Here is a 23,488-nt window from a genome sequence, read left to right as displayed (position 1 = left end):
CCTGGCCGGTCACCGGGCCTTGACCGAGGCGTCCTCCGGGGCCAGCTCCGGCGGCGAGGCGCGCAGCCAGCGGCAGCCGTGCGGGTCCAGCGGCACGCGTACGACGCCCTCGCCCGACACCTCCAGCGCCCCGTCCACCAGCAGGTCGGTGAGCAGGCACCGGTCGAGCCCGGCCAGCCGCAGCTGCACGTCCTGCGCCGTGTCGCAGAGGTTGTGCACGACCACCACCGTGGCCCCGTCGGCGTCGCAGCGGTGCGCGAAGACCGCCGGATGGCCCGTGTCCAGCACCGTGTACTCGCCCCACGCCAGCTCGGGGCACTCCCGGTAACGCTCGATCAGCAGCTGGAACCAGCGCAGCAGCGAGTCCGTGTCCCGCTTCTGGTCGGCCACGTTGACCCGGTCGGGGGCGAAGGAGCCCTCCGGGATCTCGCGGACAGGGTCGGCCCGGGTGAAGCCGCCGTCGTCCGACCACTGCATCGGGATGCGGACCGCCATGCGGCCCTCCTCCTCCAGGTTCTCCCCCATCCCGATCTCCTCGCCGTAGAAGATCACGGGCGTGCCGGGCAGGGAGAACAGCAGGCTGTAGGCCATCTTGATGCGCCGCAGATCGCCGCCGAACATGGTCGGCAGGCGGCGGCGCAGCCCGCGGCCGAAGATCTGCATGTCCTTGCTCGGCCCGAACGCCTGGAAGATCTCCTCCCGCTCGCTCTCCGTCAGCTTGTCGAGGGTCAGCTCGTCGTGGTTGCGCAGGAACATGGCCCACTGGCAGTCCTTGGGCGGCTGGGGCCGCGCGCGGAGGGCCTTGGCGAGCGGGGCGGCGTCGCTGCGGGCCATCGACAACCAGGCGTTCTGCATGCCGATGAAGTCGAAGCACATGGTGATCTGGTCACCCAGGCCATCACCGAAATATCCAATTAAGTCGTCATACGGGACGTTCACCTCGCCGAGCAGGATCGACCCGCCCATGCGCCGCGTCATGAACGCCCGCAGGTCCGCCAGGAACTCGTGCGGCTCGGCCAGCTTCGGATTGACGTTCTCGATGAGGAACGGCACGGCGTCCACCCGGAACCCCGACAGCCCCAGCTCCATCCAGAACCCGAGAATGCGCGCGATCTCGTCCCTGACCTCGGGGTTGCCCACGTTCAGGTCCGGCTGGTGCCGGTAGAAGCTGTGCAGGTAGTACTGGCCGGAGACCTCGTCGTACTCCCAGATGCTGGTCTCCTTGTCGGGGAAGACGATCTGCTCGGGGTTGTCCGGTTCGGGGGTGTCGGACCAGACGTACCAGTCGCGGCGCGGCGAGTCCCGGCCCGACCGTGCCTCCGTGAACCAGGGGTGCTGGTCGGAGGTGTGGTTGACGACCAGGTCCGCGATCACCCGCAGGCCGCGGTCGTGGGCGGTGCGCATGAACTCCACGAAGTCGCCCAGCGTCCCCAGCCGCGGGTCGACGCTGTAGAAGTCGGTGATGTCGTAGCCGTCGTCCCTGTTGGGAGTCGGGAAGAACGGCATGAGCCACAGGCAGGTCACGCCGAGCCCCGCGAGATAGTCGATCTGCTGCGTCAGGCCGCGGAAGTCGCCCACGCCGTCGTCGTTGCCGTCCTTGAACGTCTCCACGTCAAGGCAGTAGACGACGGCGTTCTTCCACCAGACGTCGGAGGTGTACGTCAGTCGCATCCGCTCCCGCTACCCAGGGCGGCCCCGGTCATGACAGCGCGCGGATGGCGTCTTCCAGCAGCCGCCAGAACCCCTCGACGTCGACGCCGGTGGCCACGCTCGCGTTGGGCGGCCGCCTGAGCTTGCCGAGCAGGTCGACGCTGGTCGCCCCGGCCGTCTCGGTGCCGTGCAGCTCGATGTCGAGCCTGGTCCGGACGGTGGTCACCAGGCCGGGCCGGGCCACCAGCGCCACCGCCACGGGGTCGTGCAGCGGGCCTTCCGGCATGCCCTGGTCGGTCTCGTACGTGGAGTTGAAGTAGTTGAGCAGCTCGACGCCGAAGGCGGCCGTGCGGTTGCCGACGGCGCCGATCCGGGCGACCACCTCGGGCGTGATGAGCACCTGGTGGGTGACGTTCAGGCCGATCATGGTGAACGGCAGCCCCGAGCCGAGCACGATCGCGGCGGCCTCGGGGTCGGTCCAGCAGTTGAACTCCGCGTACGGGGTGATGTTCCCCCGCCCCGTGGACCCGCCCATCCAGACCACCTCCTTGATCCGGGAGAGCCGGTCGGGATAGGTGCGGACGAACATGGCGATGTTCGTCAGCGGCCCGGTGGCCACGATCGTCACCTCCTCCCCGGCCCCGTCGAGGGTGTCCCTGATGAGCTCGACCGCCGTGCGCGGGTCGGCCGCCACGGTGGGCGCCGGCAGCTCGGGGCCGCCCAGCGCGTTGGCACCGTGGATCCCCTCGGCCGGCGACAGCAGCCGCACCATCGGGCTGTCGGCGCCGGGCGAGATCGGCACCCCCGCGATCCCGGCCAGCCCGGTCACCACCCTGGCGTTGTAGGTGGTGTGGGTCAGCGTGCCGTTGCCGCCGACGGTGGTGATGGCGCGCAGGTCGATCTCGGGATCGCCGGCCGCCAGCCAGATCGCGAAGGCGTCGTCGTGTCCGGGGTCGCAGTCGAGGATCACCGGTTTCGGCATCCGACCATGCTATAGATCGGCTGTCGATCCAGGCGGAAACCGTTCGTGTAGACAGAAACGACCCTGTTCGTGGAAGGAGACACCCTCGCATGCCGTTCACCGACGAAGAGATCGCCTACCTCCGCTCGCAACCGCTCGCCCGGGTGGCAACGCTGTCCGGCGACGGCCAGCCGGACGTGGTACCGCTGGCCTTCGAGTTCGACGGGACTCACTTCTGGATCGGCGGCGCCGGCGAGCAGGTGCTCGCCACCAGGAAGTTCCGCAACATCGGGGCGGGCAACGTCAAGGTGGCGCTGGTCGTGGACGACATGGTGTCGTTCGACCCGTTCATCGCGCGCGGGGTGCGCGTCTACGGCGTGGCCGAGGGCCCGGTGGAGCGGGTCGGCCTGGTCGGGCCGGGCGTGTACGCGCGGGTCACGCCGACCGTCTCGTGGAGCTGGAACATGGCCGGGGAGCCGGTCGGCGACGACTGGTACGAGACGAGGCGCGCCGTGCACCAGCTCAGCGGCCGGACATGACCGCCTGCCTGGCCCGCAGCGCGATCTCCAGCTCGAAGCGCACGTCGGGGTCGGCGAGCTGGTCACCGTACAGCTCTTCGAGCTGCCGCAGCCGGTAACGCACGGTCTGCGGGTGAACGTGCAGCTTGGCGGCCACCTCACCGGCGCCCCTGCCGTGCCGGAGCCAGGCCAGCAGCGTCTCGGCCAGCCGGTCCTGCTGCGTGGGCCGCAGGTGGGCCAGGGGCGCCAGGCGCACCTCGGCCAGCGCGCTGACCAGCTCCTCGTCCTTGAACACCACCAGCGTGGCCATGTGGTCCTCGCACCGCAGCAGCCCTCTGGGCAGCACGCCGCGCCGCGACAGGTCGAGTGCCTCCCCGGCCCACCGCAGCGACGTCCCGGCCGAGGCCAGCGGAACGGCGGGGCCGATGGCCGCGCGGTGGCCGCGCAGGGCGTGCTCCAGCATCTGGGCCTGGCCGGGCCCGGCCGGGTCGGGCACCAGGAGGCAGGGCACGGTCCGGTCGGCGCCCGCGAGGACGTCGGGCGGCAGCGGGGGCACGCGGCAGGGGCCGTGCTGGTCGTCGAGGACCACGCAGGCGACGGTCCTGGGCAGCCGCCAGCCGGCCGCCTTGGCCAGGTCGGCGACGGCCTCCGCGCTCGCGGGCGGCCGGCTGAGCAGCAGGTCGAGCAGGCGGCCCCGGCGGCGCTCGATCTCGCCGGCGACGTGCGCCCTGGCCTCCTCGAAGCCCTCGGCGGCGGCGTCGGCGAGCTGGTCGAGGTAGACGAAGATGTCCTCGCCCAGCTCGTACAGGGATTGGGGGGACAGCCCGAGCGGTTCGGCGATCTCCGTCAGCCGCCGCCAGCCGACCCGGGCGCCGAGCCGCATCGCGGCCTGCAGCGGCTCCAGGTTGCGGCCCTCGGCCGCCTCCCCCTTGCCGATCATGCGGAACGGCTCGGGGTCCCAGGGGGCGTCCGGGCGCTCGATGCGGTCGAGAAAGCCCTCGATGGCCTGCTCGACCGCCATCCGCACGACCTTGATGTAGATCTCGTCCGATGGCCGGGCGTATTCGGGGATGCGGGCCTGGATCTCCTCGATCACCTCTTCGGAGACCCGGCCGATGCCCGACCTGAGCGTTCGTACGATGTCCGCGGGTGTACGGCTTTCGCTGTTGTCACTCTTGTTGGCCATCGTCCCTCCTGCCGCCATTGTGACCCAGGCAACAGAAGAATGTGTAGCAAGTGCTTGTTTTTTATCACTTCTGGAGGAAGGCGGCGAACTCCTCGACGTCGATCAGGCCGTCGCCGTCCTTGTCGAGCTTGAGCACCCCTTCCTGCGCGGCCTCCAGCGTCACGGGCTGGCCGAGCACCTCCATCAGCCGGACGAGCTCGACGGCGGAGATGCGGCCGTCCTTGTCGGCGTCGATCAGGTTGAAGGTGGTCGCGTAATCGCTCATGGGTCGCCCTTCCGCGTGATCTGATATCGCGTCAGACCTTAGTGGTGACATGTCGTAGCGCGTCGATGAATGCCATGACTTGTGGGCTCACATCCCCTTCGCGCCAGGCAATGGCCAGTTCCCCCGGAGGCAGCCCGGTAACCGGCCGGTACGCCATACCCGGTCTCTTGTACAGCATGGCGTTCCCCTCCGCCACCAGCACCACCCCGAGCCCGCTGGTCACGGCCTCGAACACCTCCTCGGGCGTGTTGGCGGTGACCCCGACGACCGGCGCGTCCTCCCGCGCGTCGAGCCCGAGCCAGAAGTCGCGCAGCGGCCCCGCCGCCGGGGGCAGCGCGATGAACGGCTCGTCGCGCAGCGCCGCGAACGGGATCTCCGCCAGTTCGGCCAGCGGGTGGTCGGCGGGCAGCGCGACCCCGCGCCGCTCGGTCGCCAGCACGTACGTCCGCAGCCCCGGCGGCACCGGCAGCCAGATGAACGCCACGTCGGAGGACCCGTCGGCCAGCCCGCCACTGGGGTCGTCCCAGCCGACCAGCCGCAGCGACACCTCCCACCCCGGCATCGCCGCCCGGAACCGCCGCAGCGCCTCCTGCTGCAACCCCCGGCCCACGGCCGTCTGCATCCCGATCACCAGCGTGCCGGTGGGCGCCGCCGCCCGCGCGCCCTCGACCCCGGCGTTCCACCGTTCGAGCAGGTCACGGGCGACCGGCAGCAGCACCGCGCCCTGCCTGGTGAGCACCACCCCGCTGGGCACCCGCTCGAAGAGCGGGAACCCGAGCTGCCGCTCCAGCACCCTGAGCTGCTTCGACAGCGCGGGCTGGGAGACGAACAACCGCTCGGCGGCCCGCGTCACGTTCAGCTCCTCGGCCACCGCCACGAAATACCGCAACTCACGCAGATGCACGTCCATAGCCACTGGTTATAGCAAAGGGTCTTGGACCCGGCGCCGGGTCGCGCGGCAGGATCGCACGCATGAAGACACGCACACTCGGCAGCTTGCAGGTTCCCGCCATCGGTTTCGGCGCCATGGTGTTGTCGCCCGGCGTGTACGGCGAGGTGGACGACGCCCGGGCCGAGGCGGCGCTGAAGTCGGCGCTCGACGCGGGCGGCACCCATGTGGACACCAGCGACGCGTACGGCCCGAACGGGCACAACGAGCGCCTGGTGGGCCGCGCGATCAAGGGCCGCAGGGACGAGGTCGTGGTGGCCACCAAGTTCGGCCTGGCGGTCCCGGAGGGCGAGCCGAGCCGCTCGCACCCGGTCGGGTACGCCTTCGGCGAGCTCCGGGTGAACGCGGAGCCCCGCCTGGTGCGCCGCTACGCCGAGAGCAGCCTGCGCAACCTGGACACCGACGTGATCGACCTCTACTACGCCCACTATCCCGACCCGGGCGTCCCCATCGAGGAGACCGCCGGCGCGATGGCCGAGCTGGTGCGCGACGGGCTGGTCAGGCACATCGGGTTGTCCAACGTGACGGCCGCCCAGCTGAGGGCGGCGCACGCGGTCCACCCGGTGGCGGCCGTGCAGAACGAGTGGTCGATGTGGCGCCCGGTGGACGCCGGCCTGCTGGCCACCGCGCGGGAGCTCGGCGTCGGGATCGTGGCCTGGAGCCCGCTGGGCAACGGCTTCCTGACCGGCACGGTGCAGGCGCTCGGGGAGGGCGACTTCCGGCACAACGCGCCCCGCTTCTCGGCCGAGAACCTGGCGGGCAACAACGACCGTTACGCCCCGATCAGGGCGCTGGCCGCGCAGCTCGGCATCTCCCCGGCCCAGCTCGCCCTCGCCTGGCTCCTGCACCAGGACGAGCACGTGGTGACGATCCCCGGCAGCCGCACCCCGGCCCACATCGAGGAGAACCTGGCCGCCGCCGACCTCACTCTCCACCCGGACACCCTGGCCCGGATCGACGAGGCCCTGGCCAGATTCGAGGTGAGCGGCGGGACCCTGCTCTAGGTCGGCTCTAGGTCGGCTCTGGATCGGCTCTAGATCCCGGTGGGGAGCCGGCCCCGGACGGCGGTCGCCAGCCAGACCGTGGCCAGCGCGGCGTACATGCCGAGCAGCGCCACGGCCGGAGCGGAGGCGGCCACCGAGACGGCGACGGCCACCGCGAGCAGGCCCGCCCACCCGTACAGGACCGCCCGGCGGCGCGCCGAGCCGGTGTGCGCGGCCTCCTGGGCCGGGGTGACCAGGGCCATGACCGCCGCGCCGGCGGTGGCGACCGCGTCCTGGCCGACCGCGAGACCCAGACCGAGCAGGGCCGCGCCCGCCACCACCAGGCCGCAGCACAGCACGGCCACCCGCGCCTCGACCCCCTCGAACAGCAGCCGGGTGGTCCTGGCCCGGGCCAGCCGCAACGTGGTCCACGACTCGGCCACCCACGCCACCCAGTGCAGCACCGCGAGGATGACGAAGACCGCGATGACGGGCGGGACGGCGGGCAACAGGAAGATCAGCCGCCAGCCGCCGGGGAACCTGCCCCGCAGCCGCGAGAGCCGCCGGTAGAGCGGGTTGCGCTGCTTGAGCGCCGCCACGAGCAGGTCCCTGGCCTGCCCGAAGCCCGGGTCCAGGCGGAGCACCTCGCGGAACGCCTCCGCCGCCCGCCGGGGATCGCCGAACCTCAGCGCCACGCGGCCGTGGACGAAGTGCGCGGTGGGGCTCTCCGGATCGAGCTGTACGGCGTGCGCGGCGGCGGCCTGGGCCTGCCCGGCGTCGCCGAGGTTCGTGCAGGCCAGCGCCAGCAGGCTCACCAGGTCGGAGTCCTGCGGATCGATCCGCAGGCCGCGCCGGGCGGCGTCCGCCATCCCGGTCCACTCGCCCTTGATCATGTGCGTGCGGGCCAGCAGCTCCCAGGTCGGGGCGTACTCGGGCTGGAGGTCCAGGGCCGTGTGGATGGCGGCCATGGCCTCCTCGGGCCGGCGGGCGCGGTAGTGCACCTGGGCGGCGGCGTAGTGGGGGAACCACTGGTCGGGCGCGAGGCGTACCGCCTCGTGGGCCTCCTCGACGGCCTCGGCCACCTGGCGCTGCTGGATCAGGGCGAGCGCCAGGAGGGCGTGGCCGGTGACGCTCTGCGGCTCCTGGGCGAGCAGGCCGCGCAGCTCCCGCTCGGCGTCGGCCGGGCGGCGCAGCTGCAGGAGCGTGCGCGCCCGTTGGATCGGGTCGGCGACCTTCACCACTTGCCCTTGACCCAGGGCATCAGCTCGTCCCAGGCGCCGGAGTCGTTGGCGTGCATCACGTAGTTGCGCGCGGTGGCCATCCACTCCCTGACCGCCGTGGGCCGTACGGTGCGGGCGGCCGCCAGCAGGTCGGGCGTGGCCAGCGGGATGGGGCGGCCCGCGCTGATCGACTGCTGGAGCTTGGCCTCCACCGCCCGGTCCACGACGCCCTTGAGGTCGGCGCCGACGAAGTGCTCGGTCACCCGCGCCACCGCGTCGAAGTCCATCTCCGCCAGGGGCTTGTCGCGGCACAGGATGCGCAGGATGGCCGCGCGCGCCGCCTGGTCCGGCGGCGGCACGAACACCGGCTGGTCGAGGCGGCCGGGGCGGCGGAAGGCGCCGTCCACGTACCAGGGGGCGTTCGTGGCGGCCAGCACCAGCACGCCCTCGTTGGCGCTCTGGTCGACGCCGTCGAGCTCGGCCAGGAACTGGTTGACGAGCTGCCGGGTGTGCGCCTGGCGCATGTCCGAGCGGCGCCCGGCCAGCGCGTCGACCTCGTCGAAGAACAGCACGCAGGGGCGGTTGCGGCGGGCCAGGTCGAAGGTGGCGTGCAGGTTGCGCTCGCTGGAGCCGACGTACATGTCCAGGATGTCGGCCAGGCCCACGTTGACGAACGCCGCGCCGAGCTCGCCGGCGGCGGCCCTGGCCAGGTGGGTCTTGCCCGCTCCCGGCGGGCCGTAGAGGAGCACGCCGCCGCCGGCCCGCTTGCCGTACGCGGCGAACAGGTCCGGCTGCTGGATGGGCAGCAGCAGCTTCATCCGCAGCGCCTCCTTGACCGCCTCCATGCCCGCCACGTCGGCGAACGTCAGCCCGGCGCGCTCCACCTCGCTGGTGCTCTCACGCGTGGCGGGCCCGCCCGCGACGGGCTGCTGCCCGGCCATCGCGGGCGCCGCGTACAGCGGAGGTGCCGCAGGTGGTGGCGCAGGAGGTGCCGCAGGGGGCGGCGCGGAAGGGGGTGGCGGGGCGGCCGGGGGCGGGGAGGCCGCAGGAGGTGCCGCAGGGGTCGGCCACGGAGAGGCGGGCCCGCCCGGGGTCAGCCGGGTGGCCAGCTCGGCGTCGACCAGGGAGGCGTCCCGGTTGATCGCCTCGAAGTACCGGTAGGCCGCCCGGCCCATGTCGCCCTCGCCGATCAGCGCCCTGGCCGCCAGGATGCCGAGCCGGGGCGGGTAGCCGGGCTCGGCCAGCAGCGGTTCGAGCGCCGCCAGCGCCGGTCCGTAGGCGCTCTGCCGGACGAACGCCTCCGCCAGCCCGGCCGTGAGGTCCGGGTTCTTGGGCGCGAGCACGAGTGCGGCGCGGAACTCGGCCTCGGCGTCGGCCAGGTAGCCCTTGGCCAGGAGCAGGCCGGCGAGGTGCTGGCGCAGGGGGAGGTTGTCCGGAGATAGACGCGCCGCCTCGCGGAGCGCCTGAAGGCCGGCATCGTCTGACACGTGCCGTTCCCTTCTGTCGCAGTTTCGGTCATCTCGAACTACGCAAGATACCGAAATTGGCGATGCTCGTGTCGGGCGTAATGGAGCATTCCGCTCCGACACAAGTCCGGCGGGTTTTCAGCCGGTCCGGAACAGCCGCAGGCGGTCCTCGCCGATCCGCGCGCGCAGCTCGTGGTCCTCGATGCCGAGGCCCTCCTCCGGGGCCAGGGCCAGCACGCCGACCTTGCCCACGTGCCGGTTGAGCTGCACGGCGCGGGTCGCGTCCGCCGCCTCGGTCAGCGGGTAGACGGTGGAGAGCGTGGGGTGGACCAGGCCGAGCGAGATGAGCCGGTTGACCTCGTGGCACTCCTGGTAGTTCGCTCCGTGGGAGCCGATGATCCGCTTGAGCTTCATCCACAGGTGGCGGTTGTCGTACTCGTGGGCGTACCCGGTGGACGACCCGCACGTCACCACCGCGCCGCCCCTCCGGGCGACATAGACCGAGGCGCCGAACGTCTCCCGGCCCGTGTGCTCGAACACGATGGCCGGGTCCTCCCCCACCAGCCGCCTGACCTCGGCTCCCAGCCGCCGCCACGCCTTCTCGTCGCCCAGGTCCTCGAACTGCGAGCGGTCCACGACGTGCGGGCAGCCCATCCGGCGCAGCAGCTCGGCCTTCTCCGGCGAGCTCACGACTCCGACGGGGATGCCGCCGCCGTTGCGGACGAGCTGCACGCCGTACCCGCCGAGGCCGCCCGTCGCGCCCCACAGCAGCACCACGTCGCCCTGCTTCATCCGCGCGCCGCGCTCGCCGACCAGCATCCGGTACGCCGTCGAGGCGCACAACATGTTGCAGGCCGCCTCCTCCCAGCTCAGGTGCCGGGGCTTGGCGAGCAGCTGGGTGGCCTTGACCACGGCGAAGTCGGCCAGGCCGCCGAAGTTCGTCTCGAAGCCCCAGGCCCGCAGGTCGGCCGCCAGCATGCCGTCGTGCTGGACGACCGGATCCTCGGGGTCCACGTAGGCGGGGCTGGTGACCACCCGGTCGCCGGGGCGCCACCTGCGTACCGCCGCGCCGGTCCGGACGATCACGCCCGCCGCGTCCGAGCCGAGCACGTGCGTCGGCAGGTCGTGCCTCGGGTCCGTGCGCCCCAGCCGCTCCAGGAACGCGAAGGTCGGGATCGGCTCGAACATCGCCGACCACACGGTGTTGAAGTTGATCGCGCCGGCCATCACCGCCACCAGGACCTCGTCCGCGGCCAGCTCCGGCATGGGCACCTCGCCGACGTGCAACGTCCTGCGCACGTCCTTGTCGGTGGCGCCCTGCTCGAACATGCCCACCTCGTCCTTGCGCAGGTGCGCCGCCCGGTAGGTCGTGGGCACGTCCAGGCGCTCCAGCTCGGCGGGCGCCGCGCCCGCGACCACTGCCTCTGCCAGCGTCATAGCAGTCCTCTCAGGTGCTCGGCGATGACCTCGATGTGCGGGGGATCGAGCAGGTCGAGGTGGTGCGACCCGGGGACCTCGATGATCTCCAGGTTCGCGCTGTACGGGGCGAAGCCCCTGGCCGGGTCGCCGTCGTGGGCGTAGCGGGGGTCCCGTACGGCCCAAGGGGTGGGCTCCGTGGAGCGGTAGAGGACGACCCGGCCGTCGTACGGGGCCGGGCGGTGGCGTTCGAGGGCCCTGGTGTCCTCGTGGGAGGTGAGCTGGTGGCGGAGGATGGGCGCGGGCAGCACGTCGAGGGCCGCCGACAGCCTGGCGCGGACGAGGTCCGTCCGGGCCGGCTCGTCCAGGTCCGCGAGCTCGGCCGGGTCGAGGTGCACGGCCACGCCGTACGTCTTGCGGAGGTAGGCCGCGAAGTCCGCGTAACGCCGGGCCTCGATCCCGCGCCTGGCCGCCTCCGGCACCGGCTCCGGCAGCCCCGCGTCGATCATGGCCACCAGCTCGACCTCGTCGCCCAGCCGGCCGGCGATCTCGAACGCCAGGACGCCGCCGAACGACCACCCGCCGACCCGGTACGGTCCCGGCCCCGTGCCGCTGATCGCCGCCACGTAGCGGTCCGCGCGCTCGTGGATGTCACCGGCGCCGTCCAGGCGTTCGAGGCCGAGGACCGGGACGGGGAGCCGGTCGGCGAGCAGCGCGTACACACCGGTGGTGCCGCCGGCGGGGTGGGCGAGGAAGAGCGGCCGTCCGGTGGTGACCGCGTTCAGGGGGCGCGGGCTCTCCCGCCCGGCCTCCGCCTCGTCGAGAGCCCGTACGACGTCCGCGAGCCCCGCCGCGCTGACCGGACCCGGCTCGGGCGGCGGGATCGGCCTGCCCAGCTCGCGGCCCAGGTGGTCGAGAGCCCGGGTCACGACGCCGGGCGCGACGGGCTCCGTGACGGACGGCTCGCGCCCGAGGAGCCCGGCCAGCACCCGCACCACCTGCCGCTCCGCCGCGTCCCTCGCCCCGACGCCCACCGCCCGGACGTCCGCCGCCCGGACGTCCGGCACCCCGTCCGGGGCCGTCCCGCCGCCGTTCCGAGCCGGCGCATCCGCCGCCGTCGCGGCACCCTCCCGGCCCGGCACCGCCGGTTTCAGGCCGGTCTCGACCGTTCGCACGAGGGTGCCCACGGTGGCGCCCGTGAGCAGCGGCGCGGTCGGCACGGTGACGCCGAGGTCGTGCTCGATCATGCCGCGCAACCGGGTCGCGGCCAGGGAGTCCAGGCCCAGGTCGGTCAGCACCGTCTCCTCGCCCAGCCGCTCCGCCGCCACCCCCAGCACGACCGCCACCCGCTCCTTGACGGCGGCCGGCACCTCCCCGGGAGCCGGCGCCGCGAGACCCCGGGCAGAGACGAGATTCCGGGCAGGGGCGAGACCCCGGGCAGGGGCGAGACCCCGGGCGCGGCCGGACTTCCCGGGCTCCTCGGCTGCGGCGGTGAAGTCGGAGAAATACGGTATGCGGGATATTTCGGGAAAGACGGCAGCCGCCTGCCCCGCATCGACCTTCACCACCCCCGCCGACAACCCCCGCTGGATCAGCGCCTCCAGCGCCTCGATCCCCTCCTCCGCCGTCAGCGGCGCCACGGCGGGCAGCGCCCCGGCCGCCGTCCCCGCCCACGGCCCCCACGCGATGCTGATCCCCGGCAACCCTTCGGCCCTGCGCAGCTCGCACAGCCCGTCCAGCCAGGCGTTCGCCGCCGCGTACGCCGCCTGCCCCGGGGACCCGAGCAGCCCGGCCGCCGACGAGAACGCCACCCACCAGTCCAGGTCCAGCTCCCTGGTGGCCTCGTGCAGCCGCCGGCCGCCGTCGACCTTGGCGGCCCACACACGGTGGAGGCTCTCCGGATCCAGGTCGTCGATCAGCCGATCGTCCAGGACCCCGGCCGCGTGGATCACGCCGCGCAGCCGTACCCCTCCGGCCGTCGCCGCCACCACCAGCCGCTCCGCCGTACCGGGCCGGGCGAGATCACCCGTCACCACCCGCATGACCCCGTCGGCGGGCGAGCCGGAGCGGGCGTTCAGGATGACGCGGGTGGCGCCGCGTCCGGCCAGCCAGCGGGCGGCGAGCCGGCCGAGGTGACCGGTCCCGCCGGTGATCACGTACGCTCCCGGGCCGACGACCGGGTCCGGGCGGGCAGGTGGGAGCGGGGCGCGGCGCAGGCGGGCCGAGTAGCGGAGCCCGCCACGCCAGGCCACCTCGTCGCCCGCCGCGCCGTCCCCTGTACCGCCCGCTGTGCCGCCCGCCGCGCCGTCCCCTGTACCGCCCGCTGTGCCGCCCCCTGTGCCGCCCCCTGTGCCGCCCGAGGTGTCGCGGGACAGCTCCGCCGCCAGGTCGGTGAGGTCGTCGAAGTCCACGAGCGTGACGCGGGCCTCGGGACGTTCCAGGGCGAGGACCCTGACCAGCCCGCGCAGCGCCGCCGGACCGGGATCGGGCCGCTCCCCCTCCAGCACGGCCTGCGCCCGCTCGGTCGCGATCGTGACCCGCGCACCCCGGGCGACCAGCCGGGCGACCTCCAGCAGCACCCGCCGCGCCCCGGCCGGGTCGAGGCCCCGGGGAGGCAGCACGAGCACCGACTCCGCTCCGGGCCGGACGGTGAGCAGGGAGTGGAGGCGGGCCGCCCGCGCATCCCCCTCATCGGCCAGGATGAGCCATGCGCGGGACGAGCCCGCCCCCCGGGGTGGCTGCGGAGCCCAGGCGCGTACGACCAGCTTGGCGTCCAGCGTGGCCGGGACCGCGGCCTGGGGCAAGTTCGCGGTCTCGGCACCTGAGAAGGCCCCGCTCACGGCCACGTGCCGGATCCGCTCCAGCCCGGCGGGGCCGGGGGCGGCGGCAGGGGTGAGCCCGGCCGTGCCGTACACGTGCCAGACCCCGGCCGCGTTCTTCGCCGAGAGCGAGAGGGCCGTACCCGTCAGGGTGATCGTCACCTGGGCGGGGAGCGGGAGCAGCGCGTGCAGCGTGACGTCGTGCAGCTCCGCCTCCTCGCGCACCTCCCCGGCCAGCGAGTGGAGGAGCCCGGCCAGCGCCTCGACCCGGAGCAGCGGCCCGCCCTCGACGGTGGTCGTCCAGGCGTGGCCGGTCGGTGTCTCCACGTGCCGGCGACGGGGAGCGGCGGCCGCCCAGTGGCGTACGTGGTGCCAGGGCGAGTGCGGCACGTCCACGACGCGCCCGCTGGTACGCGGCGGGACGGCGGTGGCGGCGGTCGCCACCTGGGTGTGGAAGTCGCCCGTGGTGAGCAGCGCGGCCGGGGGGAGGGTCTCGCGGAGCGCGCCGGTCAGCAGGGGGCGGGGGCTCAGCTCGGTGAAGAGCGTGAAACCGTCCTCGGCCGCCGCGCGCACGGCCTGCATCAGGCGTACGGGGCGGCGCACCCCGGCGGCCCAGTACGCGGCCTCGAACGCCGGCGCCTCCCGGGGATCCTCGAAGACCGTCGAATAGTACGGCAGGCCGGGCTTCTCCCCGGCGACCGTGGCCAGCTCCTCCCTGAGCACCGGCAGCAGCGGCCTGACCTGCGGCGAGTGCCCCGCGCCCTCGGCGGTGAGCGTCCTGGCGAACAGCCCCCGCCCCGCCACCTCCGCCGCGAACTCCGCCACCCGCCCCGGATCCCCCGTGACCACGCTCTGGCGCGGCGCCGAGTACACGGCCACGTGCAGGTCGGCGGGCACCTCGTCCGCCCCCACCGCCACCACGGCCATCGCGCCGCCCCCGCCCAGGCCGCCGAGGAGGCGGGCCCGCGTGCAGATGACCTTGACCGCGTCCCGCAGCGGGAGCCCGCCCGCCACCACGGCCGCCGCCACCTCTCCCATGGAGTGCCCGATCACGGCGGCCGGCTCGAAGCCGTAGGCCCGCCACAGGTTCGCCAGGGCGAGCTGCGCGGCGAAGGTGATCGGCTGGATCGCGGCGACGCCCTCGGGGGCCGGGTCGTGGAGGTCCGTCCCGGACTCGGCCGCCAGCAGCGGTGCCAGGGTGTCGATCGTGCGCCGGTAGGCGGGCTCGGTGTCGTAGAGGTCGAATGCGGGCGGGCGGGGGCTGTAGCCGCCGAACACCCATACCGGGCCCTTCGCCACCCCCTCCAAGGGCCGTAGCCCGGGCCGGAGGTCGCGCAGCCGCTCGGCCAGCTCCTCCGGGCTCGCGGCCACCACGGCGGCGGCCACCCGGCCCCGTCCCGCCCGCCTGGCCAGGGTGTGCGCGACATCCCGGAGGCTCGCCCCGGGAGGCCGGCCGCCGAGCGCGCGGGCCCCGGCCTCGGTGGCGTCCGCGAGCACGCGGGCATGGTGGCGGACCCTGGCCTCGGTGGTGTCGGTGAGCAGGAAGACGTGCTTGGCGGTGGCTGTGGCAGTGGCTGTGACAGCGGCTGTGGCAGTGACGGCGCCGGGGCTCGGTGCGGCGACGGGCAGGCCGTACGCGACCACGTGCGCGTTCGTGCCGCCGAACCCGAACGCCGACACCCCCGCCCGCGCGTCGGGCCTGGGCCAGGGCGTCGGCTCGGTGACGACCTGGAGCGTGTCCCACGGGATGTGCGGGTTCGGGCGGCGGAAGTGCAGGCTGGGCGGGATCACCCCGTGGTGCAGGGCGAGCACGGTCTTGATGAGTCCGGCGATCCCGGCGGCGGCCTCCAGGTGGCCGAGGTTCGTCTTCGCCGAGCCGAGCAGCACCGGCGTGCGGACGGCGGCGGCGATGGCGCGGGCCTCGATCGGGTCGCCGAGGAACGTGCCGGTCCCGTGGGCCTCGACGTAGTCCGGCCCACGATCCGCGTACACCTGCCTGAGTAGCGCCTCCTGCGCCTCGGGGTTGGGCGCGACGAGGCCGTTGGAGCGACCGTCCTGGTTGACGGCGGTCGCGCCGAGCAGCGCCAGCACCCGGTCCCCGTCGCGGACGGCGTCCGCCAGCCGCTTGAGCACCACCACCCCGCACCCCTCGGCCCGCACCATGCCGTCGGCCGAGGCGTCGAACGCCTTGCAACGCCCGTCCGGGGCCGTGCCGCCGCCCCGGTCGAAGGCCACCGTGACCACGGGCGACAGCAGCAGGTTCACCCCGGCGGCCAGCGCCAGGTCGCATTCGCCGGCCCGCAGGCTCGATGCGGCCAGGTGGGTGGCGACGAGCGAGGAGGAGCAGGCGGTGTCCACGGCCAGGGAGGGGCCGCGCAGGTCGAGGAGGTAGGACAGGCGGTTCGGGGCGATGCCGGGGGAGGCGCCGGTGGCCGTCCAGGCGTCCACGGAGGCCAGGTCGGAGGCGGTCAGGTACGCGTACTCGTTGCCGGAGATGCCGGTGAACACCCCGGTACGCGTCCCGGCCAGCGACCTGGGCGCGATGCCGCCGTGTTCGAGCGCCTCCCAGGCCGTCTCCAGGAGCAGCCGCTGCTGCGGGTCCATGGCCGCCGCCTCGCCCGGCGCGATGCCGAAGAACTCCGCGTCGAACCCGGCCACGTCGTCCAGGAACCCTCCGTGCCTGGTGGTGCCCGCCAGCACCGCCCCGGTGCGCGCAGACCCGTCGTCGAACGCCTCCCACCGCCCCGCCGGCACCTCGCCGACCGCGTCGCGCCCCTCGATCAGCAGCTCCCAGTACGCCCGGGGCCCGTGCGCGCCGGGGAACCGGCAGCCGAGTCCGACCACGGCGACGGGCTCGCCGGGAGCGGGAGCGGCCGGTGCCGGGGGATCCTCGGGGGCCAGCACCCGGGCCAGGCGGTTGATCGTCGGGTGCTCCCACAGGAGCGTCGGGCTCAGCTCCCTGCCCAGCAGCCCGGCCAGCTCGCCGGCCACCGCCACCGCCTCGCGCGAGGAGAGCCCGTACTCGCCCAGCGGCCGATCGGGATCCACGTGCTCGCCGAGCCGCTCCACGAGGAAGCGACGGATCTCGTCCGCGCCGGGTACGTCCATGGATCACTCCCATGCATCCGGGGTGATCGGCCAACCTACCCACCCGTCCGGGGCGAGAGGCAGGCCCGAACGGAACATTCCTCGGCCGGGTTTTGTCACCGGCGTGATGATTTATCCGGCAGCGCGCAACAAGCGCCGGGTTTCGTTGCCGGAGCTCATAGCCCGCCCGCCGCCGCACCGCCTACCCTCGCCTGCACCCACAGCGAAGGGCATCCGACCATGCGTGGCTTGCTGGCACTGGCGACGACGCTGCTGCTCGTCCTGTCCGGCCCCGGGGTCTCCCCCGCCCGAGCCGACCCCGACTGGTCCATCGTCCCCGACGGGGAGCCGTCCCCCACGGGACCGCCGGCGGCCTCGCCGCCCGCCCGGGACACCGGCCACCTCCCCTGGCAGAAGGCGCTGCCCGGGACCGCCCGCGTGGTGCGCGAGCGCCGCCTCGACGCCCGTACGCTGGACGTGCTCGTCTCCTCGCCGTCGGTCGGCCGCCTGCTCCCGGTCCGCCTGCTCCTCCCCCGGGGCTGGTCGAAGACCGCCAAGCGGACGTGGCCGGTCCTCTACCTGCTGCACGGCGGCGCGGACGACTACACCTCGTGGACCCGCATGACCGACATATCCACCTTCACCAAGGACCTGGACGCCATCGTCGTCATGCCGGAGGCCGGCCGCGCCGGCAACTACTCGGACTGGCACAACGGCGGCAGGGGCGGCCCGCCGGCCTGGGCCACGTTCCACACCTACGAGGTGCGCCGCCTGCTGGAGATCGGCTACCGCGCCGGAACCCGCCGCGCGATCGCGGGCCTGTCGATGGGCGCGTACGGGGCCGTCAAGTACGCCGCCCGCAACCCCGGCATGTTCCGCTTCGCCGGCGCGTACAGCGGCATCCTGGCCACCCGGCTGCCCGGCATCCCGGCGATCATCATGAACGCGCAGGCCGGCGAGAAGCAGGACCCGCTGGCGCTGTGGGGCCACCCCAAGCGCGACAAACGCGTCTGGGCCGCGAACGACCCCATCGCCCTCGCCGCGAACCTGAAGGGCGTGCGCCTCTACCTCTCCAGCGGGACCAACAGCTTCAACGGGCCGCTGGACCCGCCCGGGTCGCCGTGGCATCCGGCGCACCTGGGCGAGCCCGTCTCGGCGTACACGGGAAAGGCCCTGAGCAAGCGGCTCAAGCAGCTCGGCATCCCGCACACGCTGCACCTGTACGGCAACGGCACGCACACCTGGCCGTACTGGATCCGCGAGTTCAAGAACTCGTATCCGATGATCCGCGAGGCCCTGCGGGTCTGAGCGCGACCTACGGGACGTCGAACGTCCTGCGGTTCCGCGCCCCGATGACCTCGATCCCCTCGGTGCCGAGGACGCCGTCGAGCGGCAGCGACACCGTGTAGGGGGCCGTGGCCGGGAGACCGACGCCCGGCAGCGAGCCGGTGACCTCGATCCCCCAGTGTTCCGGCTGCCTGACGTAGACCAGCGGGGACAGCTCCACCTTCATGTTGAGGTAGGGCTTGGTCCCGCTGACGATCAGGATGAACGAGTCGGGCGCGACACCGGGGACGACCCGCGCCTCCTCGAAGTCGACCGGCCGCACGGAGGAGGGCGGCGGTGGGTGGGTGGAGTCTTCTGACATGGTGACGATCAGACCTTCCTGAGCACCAGCAGCTCGCTGCGATGGTCCGCGCCGATCGGCTCCCAGGCGGCGGGCCGCAGACCGCTCGCCATGAGGGTGGCACCGTACCAGCGGGCGCCGTCGCCTTCCAGCTCGTACAGCGCCTCTGGGTCGAGACCGGCCAGCCGCAGCCGGCGCGGGCCGCGCTTGGCGTTGCCGAGCGGGTTGTACACGAGCACCACGACCTGGTCGCCGAGCACGTACTGCACCGCCGAGCGCTCCTGCCCCGGCGTGCCCGCCAGGCGGTACTGCCGCCCGTGCTGCACGGTCGCCCGCACCCGCTTGTACTGGGCGATCAGCTCGGCCGCCGCATCCAGCTCGCCGGAGGTCCACTCCGACAGGTCGCCGCCGATCCCCAGCACGCCCGCCATGGCCACGTGGAAGCGGTAGCGCAGCGGCATCGCGCGCCTGGTGGTCGGGTTGGGCGAGTCGGTGACCCAGGCCGACATGGCACTGGCGGGGTAGAGCTGGGAGAACCCGTGCTGCACGGTCTGCCGGTCGCGCGCGTCGGTGTTGTCCGACGGCCAGACCTCGTCGGTGTAGCGCATGATCCCGAGGTCGATCCGGCCGCCGCCGCCCGCGCAGGACTCGATCCGCAGCCCGGGGTGGCGCTCGCGGAGCAGCTCCATCACCCGGTAGACGCCGCGCGTGTGCTCGATCCACACCCGGTCCTGCGCCGCGCCCTGTTCCGGCCAGCCCGCCTGGGTGAAGGGGCGGTTCATGTCCCACTTGAGGTAGTCGAGGCCGAGGTCGGTGACCAGCCGGTCGAGCCAGCCGAGCGCCCACTCGCGTACGTCGTCGCGGGCGAAGTTGAGCACGAGCTGGCCGCGCTTCTCGTCGCGCCGCCGGTGCTCCAGGTGCAGGGCCCAGTCCGGATGCTCGCGGTAGAGCTCGCTCTCCTTGCTGAGCCCCTCGGGCTCCACCCACAGCCCGACGCTCATCCCCAGGTCGCGGATCCCGTCGAGCATGCCGCGCAGCCCCTCGGGGAAGCGCTCGCGGTGCGGCCACCAGTCGCCCAGCGACGTGGTGTCGTCGTCGCGCCGGCCGAACCAGCCGTCGTCGATCACGTACAGCTCGACGCCGATGGCGGCGGCCGTCTTGGCCAGCTCCAGCTGCTGCGCCTCGGTGACGGCGAACGTGGTCGCCTCCCACGAGTTGTACAGCACCGGCCGCTCCTCGAAGGGCGTGGGCAGCACGTGCCGGCGGGCGTACTCGTGCCAGGCCCGGCTGGCGGCGCCGAACCCGCCGCCGGAGTAGAGCCCCAGCGCGGACGGCGCGACGAGCTCCTCGCCCGGCGCGAGCGTCCAGCGCACCCCGTCGTGGCCGAAGCCGCCGGAGACGCAGACCCCGCCTTCCGGCCGCTGCGTGGTGGTCAGGCGCCAGCTCCCGCTCCAGGCCAGGGCGACGCCCCAGACCTCGCCGTGCTCCTCGGTGGCCGCGCCCGCGTCGATCATCACCCACGGGTTCGCCGTGTGGCTGGTGATGCCCTGGCGGCTGGTGAAGACCAGCTCGCCGACCGGCAACGGCCCGCGCTGGAGCTGCAGCTCCTCGGCCCACGCGCCGAAGACGCCGCTGTAGCGGTAGGCCGCGGCGTCGGGGATGAACCAGTTGCCGGAGTCGAGCCGGGTGACCGCGGCTTCCGCGCCGGCCCTGACGGTGGTCCAGCGCTCGATGACGTCGGTGTCCTCGCGCACGCGTACGGACAGGACCACCTCGAACGGGTGGTGCGCGTCGGCCAGCACGAGGTCCAGCCGCTGCGCGCCGCCGCCCTCGTCGTGGATCTCCGACCCGGTGAACCGCAGCTCCACCGAGCGCTCGTGACCGAACGTGACCTGCAGTGAGGGCGCGCCCCACCGCGTGCCACCGTCGACCGGCAGCAGTTCCTCGATCTCGGAGGGCGTGGAGAAGCTGGAGACGTGCCGCCGGGGCAGGCCGGTGACCTGGCGGGCGGCCTCCGGCGTGAGCCGCGGGCCCCAGTAGGTCTGCCGCGGCGCGGCCTCCCCGGTGAGCGGGTCCGTCTCCACGCCTATGACGTACGTGGAGGCGGGGGTGGTGATCGCCCAGTAGCGATCGTCTAGCGGGATTACAGGCATCGGCGTCCCCCGAGCTGCTGGATCGATCAGGCGGCTGGAGACTAACCGGCTTTAGTGCACCAGGTCAATGAAAGACCGCACCCGGATACCGCTGCTTGTGATCCACACCACGGGATTACTTGACAACATGAACAAACGGGCTCAACCATTGGCCCGTGTTCTCACACACCGCCACCGGAAATGTGCGGCTCACGGACGCCATGCGTTCGGTGTTCGTCGAGCTGCTCGTGCACGGCCCCCTGTCCAGGGCCGAGGTGGCCCGGCGGCTCGCCCTGTCGCCGTCCGCGCTGACCAAGCTGACCAGACCGTTCATCGAGTCGGGCTATCTGCTGGAAGCGGCCGGCGATGGTCCGGCGACCGTCGGGCGTCCCTCGCAACCCCTGCAGGTGGACGCCTCGCGCATGTCGTTCGCCGGGATCAAGCTCACCGCCGACGAGCTGTTCGCCGTACGCACCGACCTGGCGGCCACCGTCCGGATGGAGACCTCCAGGCCGCTCGCGGACCACGCGATCGACCACGTGCTCGGCCGGATCGTCGAGGCGGTCGAGGAGCTGACCGTGCCGGGCCGGCCCCTGTCGGCCGTGGGCATCAGCCTGGCCGGCACGGCCACGCCGGGCGATCCCGTCGTGCACACCTCGCCCTTCCTCGGCTGGAGCCAGCTACCGCTGGCGGACCTGGTCGAGGAGGCCGTGTCGGTGCCCACGGTGCTGGACAACGACGTACGGGCGCTGACGGCCGTGCAGCAGTGGTTCGGCGAGGGCGTCGGGCACTCGTCGTTCGCGCTGGTCACGGTCGGGGCCGGGCTCGGCTGCGGGCTCGTCATCGGCGACCGCCTGGTCACCGGGCAGTCGGGCGCCACCGGGCTCGTCGGCCACCTGCAGATCGACGACCGCGGCCCCGTGTGCGAGCGGGGCCACCGCGGCTGCGCCCGCGCGTACGCCACCTCCCCCGCCATCCGCCGCTCGATCGCCACCACGCTCGACCGGCCCGAGCTCACCTTCGACGACTGCCTGGCCCTGGCCGCCGACGGCCACCCCGTCGCGCGCCGCGTGCTGGACGAGGCCGGGGCCGCCCTGGGCCAGGTGGTCGCCACCGTCGCCAACATCACCGGGCCCGAGCTCGTCGTCCTGTCCGGCGAGTCGGTCCACATGTACGACGTGTGCGGGCAGGCGTTCCACACCGCGCTCGCCCGTCACACGCACTGGACGGCCACCCCCGTACGGGTGGCCGTCAAGCCCTTCGCCTTCAACGAGTGGGCCAGGGGAGCGGCCGTCACCGCTCTCCAGCATCTGCTGTTGCACCGCTGATCAACCGCCGGCGGGCACTAGGAGGTCTGATGACCAGTGATACCGTCCGCGCCGCCCCCCGCCTCACGCCCGGGACAGTGCCCAAACCCCCTCCCCCTCCCCTCCGACGCCGCCTGGGCGACCTGCCGGTCGCGGTCCTGTTCGTCCTCCCGGCGGCCGTCGGCTTCGCCCTCTTCTACCTCTGGCCCGCCATCCGCGGCGTGTATCTGAGCCTGACCAGGTACAACGTCCTCACCCCGCCCCGCTTCATCGGCCTGGAGAACTACGAGCGGCTGTTCGGCGACCGCCTGTTCTGGAACGCGCTGAAGGTCACCGCCGAGTACGTGGTGATCAACATCGGCACCCAGACCGTGGTCTCCATGCTGCTGGCCGTCCTGATGTACCGGCTGACCAGGTCGATGATCGTGCGCGGGATCGTGCTGCTGCCCTATCTCGTCGCCAACGTGGTCGTGGCCCTCGTGTGGTTCTGGATGCTCGACTTCCAGCTCGGCGTGGTCAACAACCTGATCGAGTGGCTGGGCTTCGACCGGGTGGCGTTCTTCGGCTCGGACTGGGCCATCCCCACCATCGCGGGCATCAACACCTGGCGGCACATGGGCTACACCGCGCTGCTCATCTTCGCCGGGCTGCAGATGATCCCGCCCAGCGTGTACGAGGCCGCCGCCATCGACGGCGCCTCGGAGTGGCGGACGTTCTGGCGGGTCACGCTGCCGCTGCTGCGCCCCGTCATGGCGCTGGTCATGGTGCTGAGCGTCATCGGGTCGTTCCAGGTGTTCGACACCATCGCCGTCACCACGGCCGGCGGGCCCATCAACGCCACCCGGGTCATCTACTTCTACATCTACGACCTGGCGTTCAACCGGTTCAACTTCGGCTACGCCGCCGCGCTGTCGTCCGTGCTGTTCGTGCTGCTCGCCGGGGTCGCGTACCTGCAGATGCGCCTGTCCCGGGCCGGCGAGTCCGATCTGAGGGGGTCGTGATGGCCTCGATCCGCTGGGGACGGGTGGCGGGCTGGGCCGTGCTCGTCGTGGTCATGGCGGTGACGCTGTTCCCGTTCTACTGGATGTTGCGTACGTCCTTCTCCAGCACCCGCGCGCTGGCCGGCGGAGCCACGGACCTACTGCCCGTGGACTTCACGCTCGGCGCCTACCGCCGCGTGCTGGGCCTGTCGACCACGGCGGAGGCGGTGGCCGAGGGCGGGTCGAGCGGCACCGTGAACTTCTGGCTCTACCTGCGCAACTCGATCGTCGTGTCCACCACGACCACGGCCGGGCAGGTCTTCTTCGGCTCGATGGCCGCCTACGCCTTCGCGCGGATGCGCTGGCCCGGCAGGAACGCCGTCTTCACGCTCTTCGTCACCGCGCTCATGGTGCCGCCGATCTTCACCACGCTGCCCAACTTCGTGCTGATCAAGGATCTGGGGCTGCTCAACACCTATCTCGGGATCATCCTGCCGCACCTGCTCATGACGCCGTTCGCGGTGTTCTTCCTGCGGCAGTTCTTCCTCGGGATCAACGCCAGCGTGGAGGAGGCCGCGCGCATCGACGGGGCCGGGCACGTACGCACGTTCTTCCGCATCGTCCTGCCCATGAGCCGGGCCCCGATCGCCACGCTGGCCATCCTCACCTACATCACGAGCTGGAACGACTACTTCTGGCCGCTGCTGGTCGGCAAGGCGGAGAACGTACGGGTGCTCACGGTCGCCCTGGGCATCTTCCGCTCCCAGACCCCGCAGGGCAGCCCCGACTGGGCCGGGCTCATGGCCGCCACCCTCTTCGCGGCACTTCCGATCATGGTGCTGTTCGCCGTGCTCGGCCGCCGCGTCATCGACTCCATCGGCTACACCGGCGTCAAGTGAGCGCCGTTCCCCCCACCACGGAA

General features: G+C 73.0%; 17 protein-coding genes. 6 read left to right on the top strand and 11 right to left on the bottom strand.

Annotated elements, in window-relative coordinates; genetic code table 11:
• Nucleotides 1–9 precede the first annotated feature (9 nt).
• Together ACTWPW_RS10795 and ACTWPW_RS10790 are read right to left on the bottom strand one after the other, a co-directional pair.
• A complete protein-coding gene (locus tag ACTWPW_RS10795; RefSeq protein ID WP_375116863.1) occupies nt 10–1,671 on the bottom strand; it encodes an alpha-amylase family protein in 1,662 nt (553 codons plus the stop codon).
• A 28-nt stretch (nt 1,672–1,699) separates the two neighbouring features.
• Nucleotides 1,700–2,632 carry a nucleoside hydrolase gene (locus ACTWPW_RS10790; protein WP_443168588.1) on the bottom strand — a complete coding sequence of 311 codons (933 nt, stop codon included), beginning with the start codon at nt 2,630–2,632 and terminating at the stop codon, nt 1,700–1,702.
• Between the two features lie 89 nt (nt 2,633–2,721).
• On the opposite strand from ACTWPW_RS10790, the gene ACTWPW_RS10785 reads away from it, so the two are divergent.
• Complete coding sequence (locus ACTWPW_RS10785; RefSeq protein WP_443168587.1) at nt 2,722–3,150, top strand: PPOX class F420-dependent oxidoreductase; 429 nt, start codon at nt 2,722–2,724, stop codon at nt 3,148–3,150.
• On the opposite strand, the gene ACTWPW_RS10780 is transcribed toward ACTWPW_RS10785, so the two are convergent.
• From ACTWPW_RS10780 to ACTWPW_RS10770, 3 genes are all read right to left on the bottom strand, one after another.
• Nucleotides 3,134–4,315 carry a helix-turn-helix domain-containing protein gene (locus ACTWPW_RS10780; RefSeq protein ID WP_375116866.1) on the bottom strand — a complete coding sequence of 394 codons (1,182 nt, stop codon included), beginning with the start codon at nt 4,313–4,315 and terminating at the stop codon, nt 3,134–3,136. The two genes, ACTWPW_RS10785 and ACTWPW_RS10780, sit on opposite strands and share 17 nt — an antisense overlap.
• A 64-nt stretch (nt 4,316–4,379) precedes the next feature.
• Nucleotides 4,380–4,580, bottom strand: coding sequence for an EF-hand domain-containing protein (locus ACTWPW_RS10775; RefSeq protein WP_364116914.1), 201 nt, complete (start codon nt 4,578–4,580; stop codon nt 4,380–4,382).
• A gap of 31 nt (nt 4,581–4,611) precedes the next feature.
• Nucleotides 4,612–5,490: a LysR family transcriptional regulator gene (locus ACTWPW_RS10770; RefSeq protein ID WP_443168586.1), complete on the bottom strand. Its 879-nt coding sequence runs from the start codon at nt 5,488–5,490 to the stop codon at nt 4,612–4,614.
• 62 nt (nt 5,491–5,552) lie between these two features.
• Between ACTWPW_RS10770 and ACTWPW_RS10765 the strand changes: the two genes are divergently transcribed.
• Nucleotides 5,553–6,533: an aldo/keto reductase gene (locus ACTWPW_RS10765; protein WP_375116868.1), complete on the top strand. Its 981-nt coding sequence runs from the start codon at nt 5,553–5,555 to the stop codon at nt 6,531–6,533.
• A gap of 29 nt (nt 6,534–6,562) precedes the next feature.
• Here the strand turns inward: ACTWPW_RS10765 and ACTWPW_RS10760 are convergent, their stop codons facing one another.
• The 4 genes from ACTWPW_RS10760 to ACTWPW_RS10745 all read right to left on the bottom strand — a co-directional run bounded on the left by ACTWPW_RS10760 (nt 6,563) and on the right by ACTWPW_RS10745 (nt 16,541).
• Nucleotides 6,563–7,750, bottom strand: a complete 1,188-nt coding sequence (locus ACTWPW_RS10760; protein ID WP_375116869.1) for a tetratricopeptide repeat protein — start codon at nt 7,748–7,750, stop codon at nt 6,563–6,565.
• Entirely contained in the window at nt 7,747–9,219 is a 1,473-nt protein-coding gene (locus tag ACTWPW_RS10755; RefSeq protein WP_443168585.1) for an AAA family ATPase, read from the bottom strand. The genes ACTWPW_RS10760 and ACTWPW_RS10755 overlap by 4 nt, the downstream gene beginning before the upstream one ends.
• Nucleotides 9,220–9,336: 117 nt before the next feature.
• Nucleotides 9,337–10,635, bottom strand: coding sequence for a crotonyl-CoA carboxylase/reductase (gene ccrA, locus ACTWPW_RS10750; RefSeq protein WP_443168584.1), 1,299 nt, complete (start codon nt 10,633–10,635; stop codon nt 9,337–9,339).
• Nucleotides 10,632–16,541 (bottom strand): beta-ketoacyl synthase N-terminal-like domain-containing protein, encoded by a 5,910-nt coding sequence (locus ACTWPW_RS10745; protein WP_443168583.1) that lies wholly within the window; start codon nt 16,539–16,541, stop codon nt 10,632–10,634. The genes ccrA and ACTWPW_RS10745 overlap by 4 nt, the downstream gene beginning before the upstream one ends.
• Nucleotides 16,542–16,760: 219 nt before the next feature.
• On the opposite strand from ACTWPW_RS10745, the gene ACTWPW_RS10740 reads away from it, so the two are divergent.
• Nucleotides 16,761–17,828, top strand: coding sequence for an alpha/beta hydrolase (locus ACTWPW_RS10740; RefSeq protein WP_443168582.1), 1,068 nt, complete (start codon nt 16,761–16,763; stop codon nt 17,826–17,828).
• Nucleotides 17,829–17,835: 7 nt separating this feature from the next.
• Here ACTWPW_RS10740 and ACTWPW_RS10735 read toward each other — a convergent pair whose 3' ends face one another.
• Together ACTWPW_RS10735 and ACTWPW_RS10730 are read right to left on the bottom strand one after the other, a co-directional pair.
• Nucleotides 17,836–18,168: a hypothetical protein gene (locus ACTWPW_RS10735; protein ID WP_443168581.1), complete on the bottom strand. Its 333-nt coding sequence runs from the start codon at nt 18,166–18,168 to the stop codon at nt 17,836–17,838.
• Nucleotides 18,169–18,176: 8 nt separating this feature from the next.
• Entirely contained in the window at nt 18,177–20,300 is a 2,124-nt protein-coding gene (locus ACTWPW_RS10730) for an alpha-galactosidase (protein WP_375116875.1), read from the bottom strand.
• Between the two features lie 155 nt (nt 20,301–20,455).
• On the opposite strand from ACTWPW_RS10730, the gene ACTWPW_RS10725 reads away from it, so the two are divergent.
• The 3 genes from ACTWPW_RS10725 to ACTWPW_RS10715 are packed head-to-tail and all read left to right on the top strand — an operon-like array spanning nt 20,456 to nt 23,465.
• The gene (locus ACTWPW_RS10725; RefSeq protein ID WP_375116876.1) at nt 20,456–21,607 is read left to right on the top strand and encodes an ROK family protein; all 1,152 of its coding nucleotides are present in this window, start codon (nt 20,456–20,458) and stop codon (nt 21,605–21,607) included.
• A 29-nt stretch (nt 21,608–21,636) separates the two neighbouring features.
• Nucleotides 21,637–22,587 carry a carbohydrate ABC transporter permease gene (locus ACTWPW_RS10720; RefSeq protein ID WP_375116877.1) on the top strand — a complete coding sequence of 317 codons (951 nt, stop codon included), beginning with the start codon at nt 21,637–21,639 and terminating at the stop codon, nt 22,585–22,587.
• The gene (locus ACTWPW_RS10715; RefSeq protein WP_375116878.1) at nt 22,587–23,465 is read left to right on the top strand and encodes a carbohydrate ABC transporter permease; all 879 of its coding nucleotides are present in this window, start codon (nt 22,587–22,589) and stop codon (nt 23,463–23,465) included. The genes ACTWPW_RS10720 and ACTWPW_RS10715 overlap by 1 nt, the downstream gene beginning before the upstream one ends.
• Nucleotides 23,466–23,488: the final 23 nt, after the last annotated feature.

Source organism: Nonomuraea sp. KM90, assembly GCF_052246675.1.
GTDB lineage: Bacteria > Actinomycetota > Actinomycetes > Streptosporangiales > Streptosporangiaceae > Nonomuraea.
This window is presented reverse-complemented; position numbering and strand designations above follow the sequence as displayed.

Coding starts and splice junctions, on each gene's coding strand:
- ccrA (WP_443168584.1), bottom strand. CDS start 10,635: ATGACGCTGGCAGAGGCAGTGGTCGCGGGCGCGGCGCCCGCCGAGCTG.
- ACTWPW_RS10795 (WP_375116863.1), bottom strand. CDS start 1,671: ATGCGACTGACGTACACCTCCGACGTCTGGTGGAAGAACGCCGTCGTC.
- ACTWPW_RS10775 (WP_364116914.1), bottom strand. CDS start 4,580: ATGAGCGATTACGCGACCACCTTCAACCTGATCGACGCCGACAAGGAC.
- ACTWPW_RS10790 (WP_443168588.1), bottom strand. CDS start 2,632: ATGCCGAAACCGGTGATCCTCGACTGCGACCCCGGACACGACGACGCC.
- ACTWPW_RS10715 (WP_375116878.1), top strand. CDS start 22,587: ATGGCCTCGATCCGCTGGGGACGGGTGGCGGGCTGGGCCGTGCTCGTC.
- ACTWPW_RS10735 (WP_443168581.1), bottom strand. CDS start 18,168: ATGTCAGAAGACTCCACCCACCCACCGCCGCCCTCCTCCGTGCGGCCG.
- ACTWPW_RS10780 (WP_375116866.1), bottom strand. CDS start 4,315: ATGGCCAACAAGAGTGACAACAGCGAAAGCCGTACACCCGCGGACATC.
- ACTWPW_RS10720 (WP_375116877.1), top strand. CDS start 21,637: ATGACCAGTGATACCGTCCGCGCCGCCCCCCGCCTCACGCCCGGGACA.
- ACTWPW_RS10730 (WP_375116875.1), bottom strand. CDS start 20,300: ATGCCTGTAATCCCGCTAGACGATCGCTACTGGGCGATCACCACCCCC.
- ACTWPW_RS10740 (WP_443168582.1), top strand. CDS start 16,761: ATGCGTGGCTTGCTGGCACTGGCGACGACGCTGCTGCTCGTCCTGTCC.
- ACTWPW_RS10770 (WP_443168586.1), bottom strand. CDS start 5,490: ATGGACGTGCATCTGCGTGAGTTGCGGTATTTCGTGGCGGTGGCCGAG.
- ACTWPW_RS10785 (WP_443168587.1), top strand. CDS start 2,722: ATGCCGTTCACCGACGAAGAGATCGCCTACCTCCGCTCGCAACCGCTC.
- ACTWPW_RS10745 (WP_443168583.1), bottom strand. CDS start 16,541: ATGGACGTACCCGGCGCGGACGAGATCCGTCGCTTCCTCGTGGAGCGG.
- ACTWPW_RS10765 (WP_375116868.1), top strand. CDS start 5,553: ATGAAGACACGCACACTCGGCAGCTTGCAGGTTCCCGCCATCGGTTTC.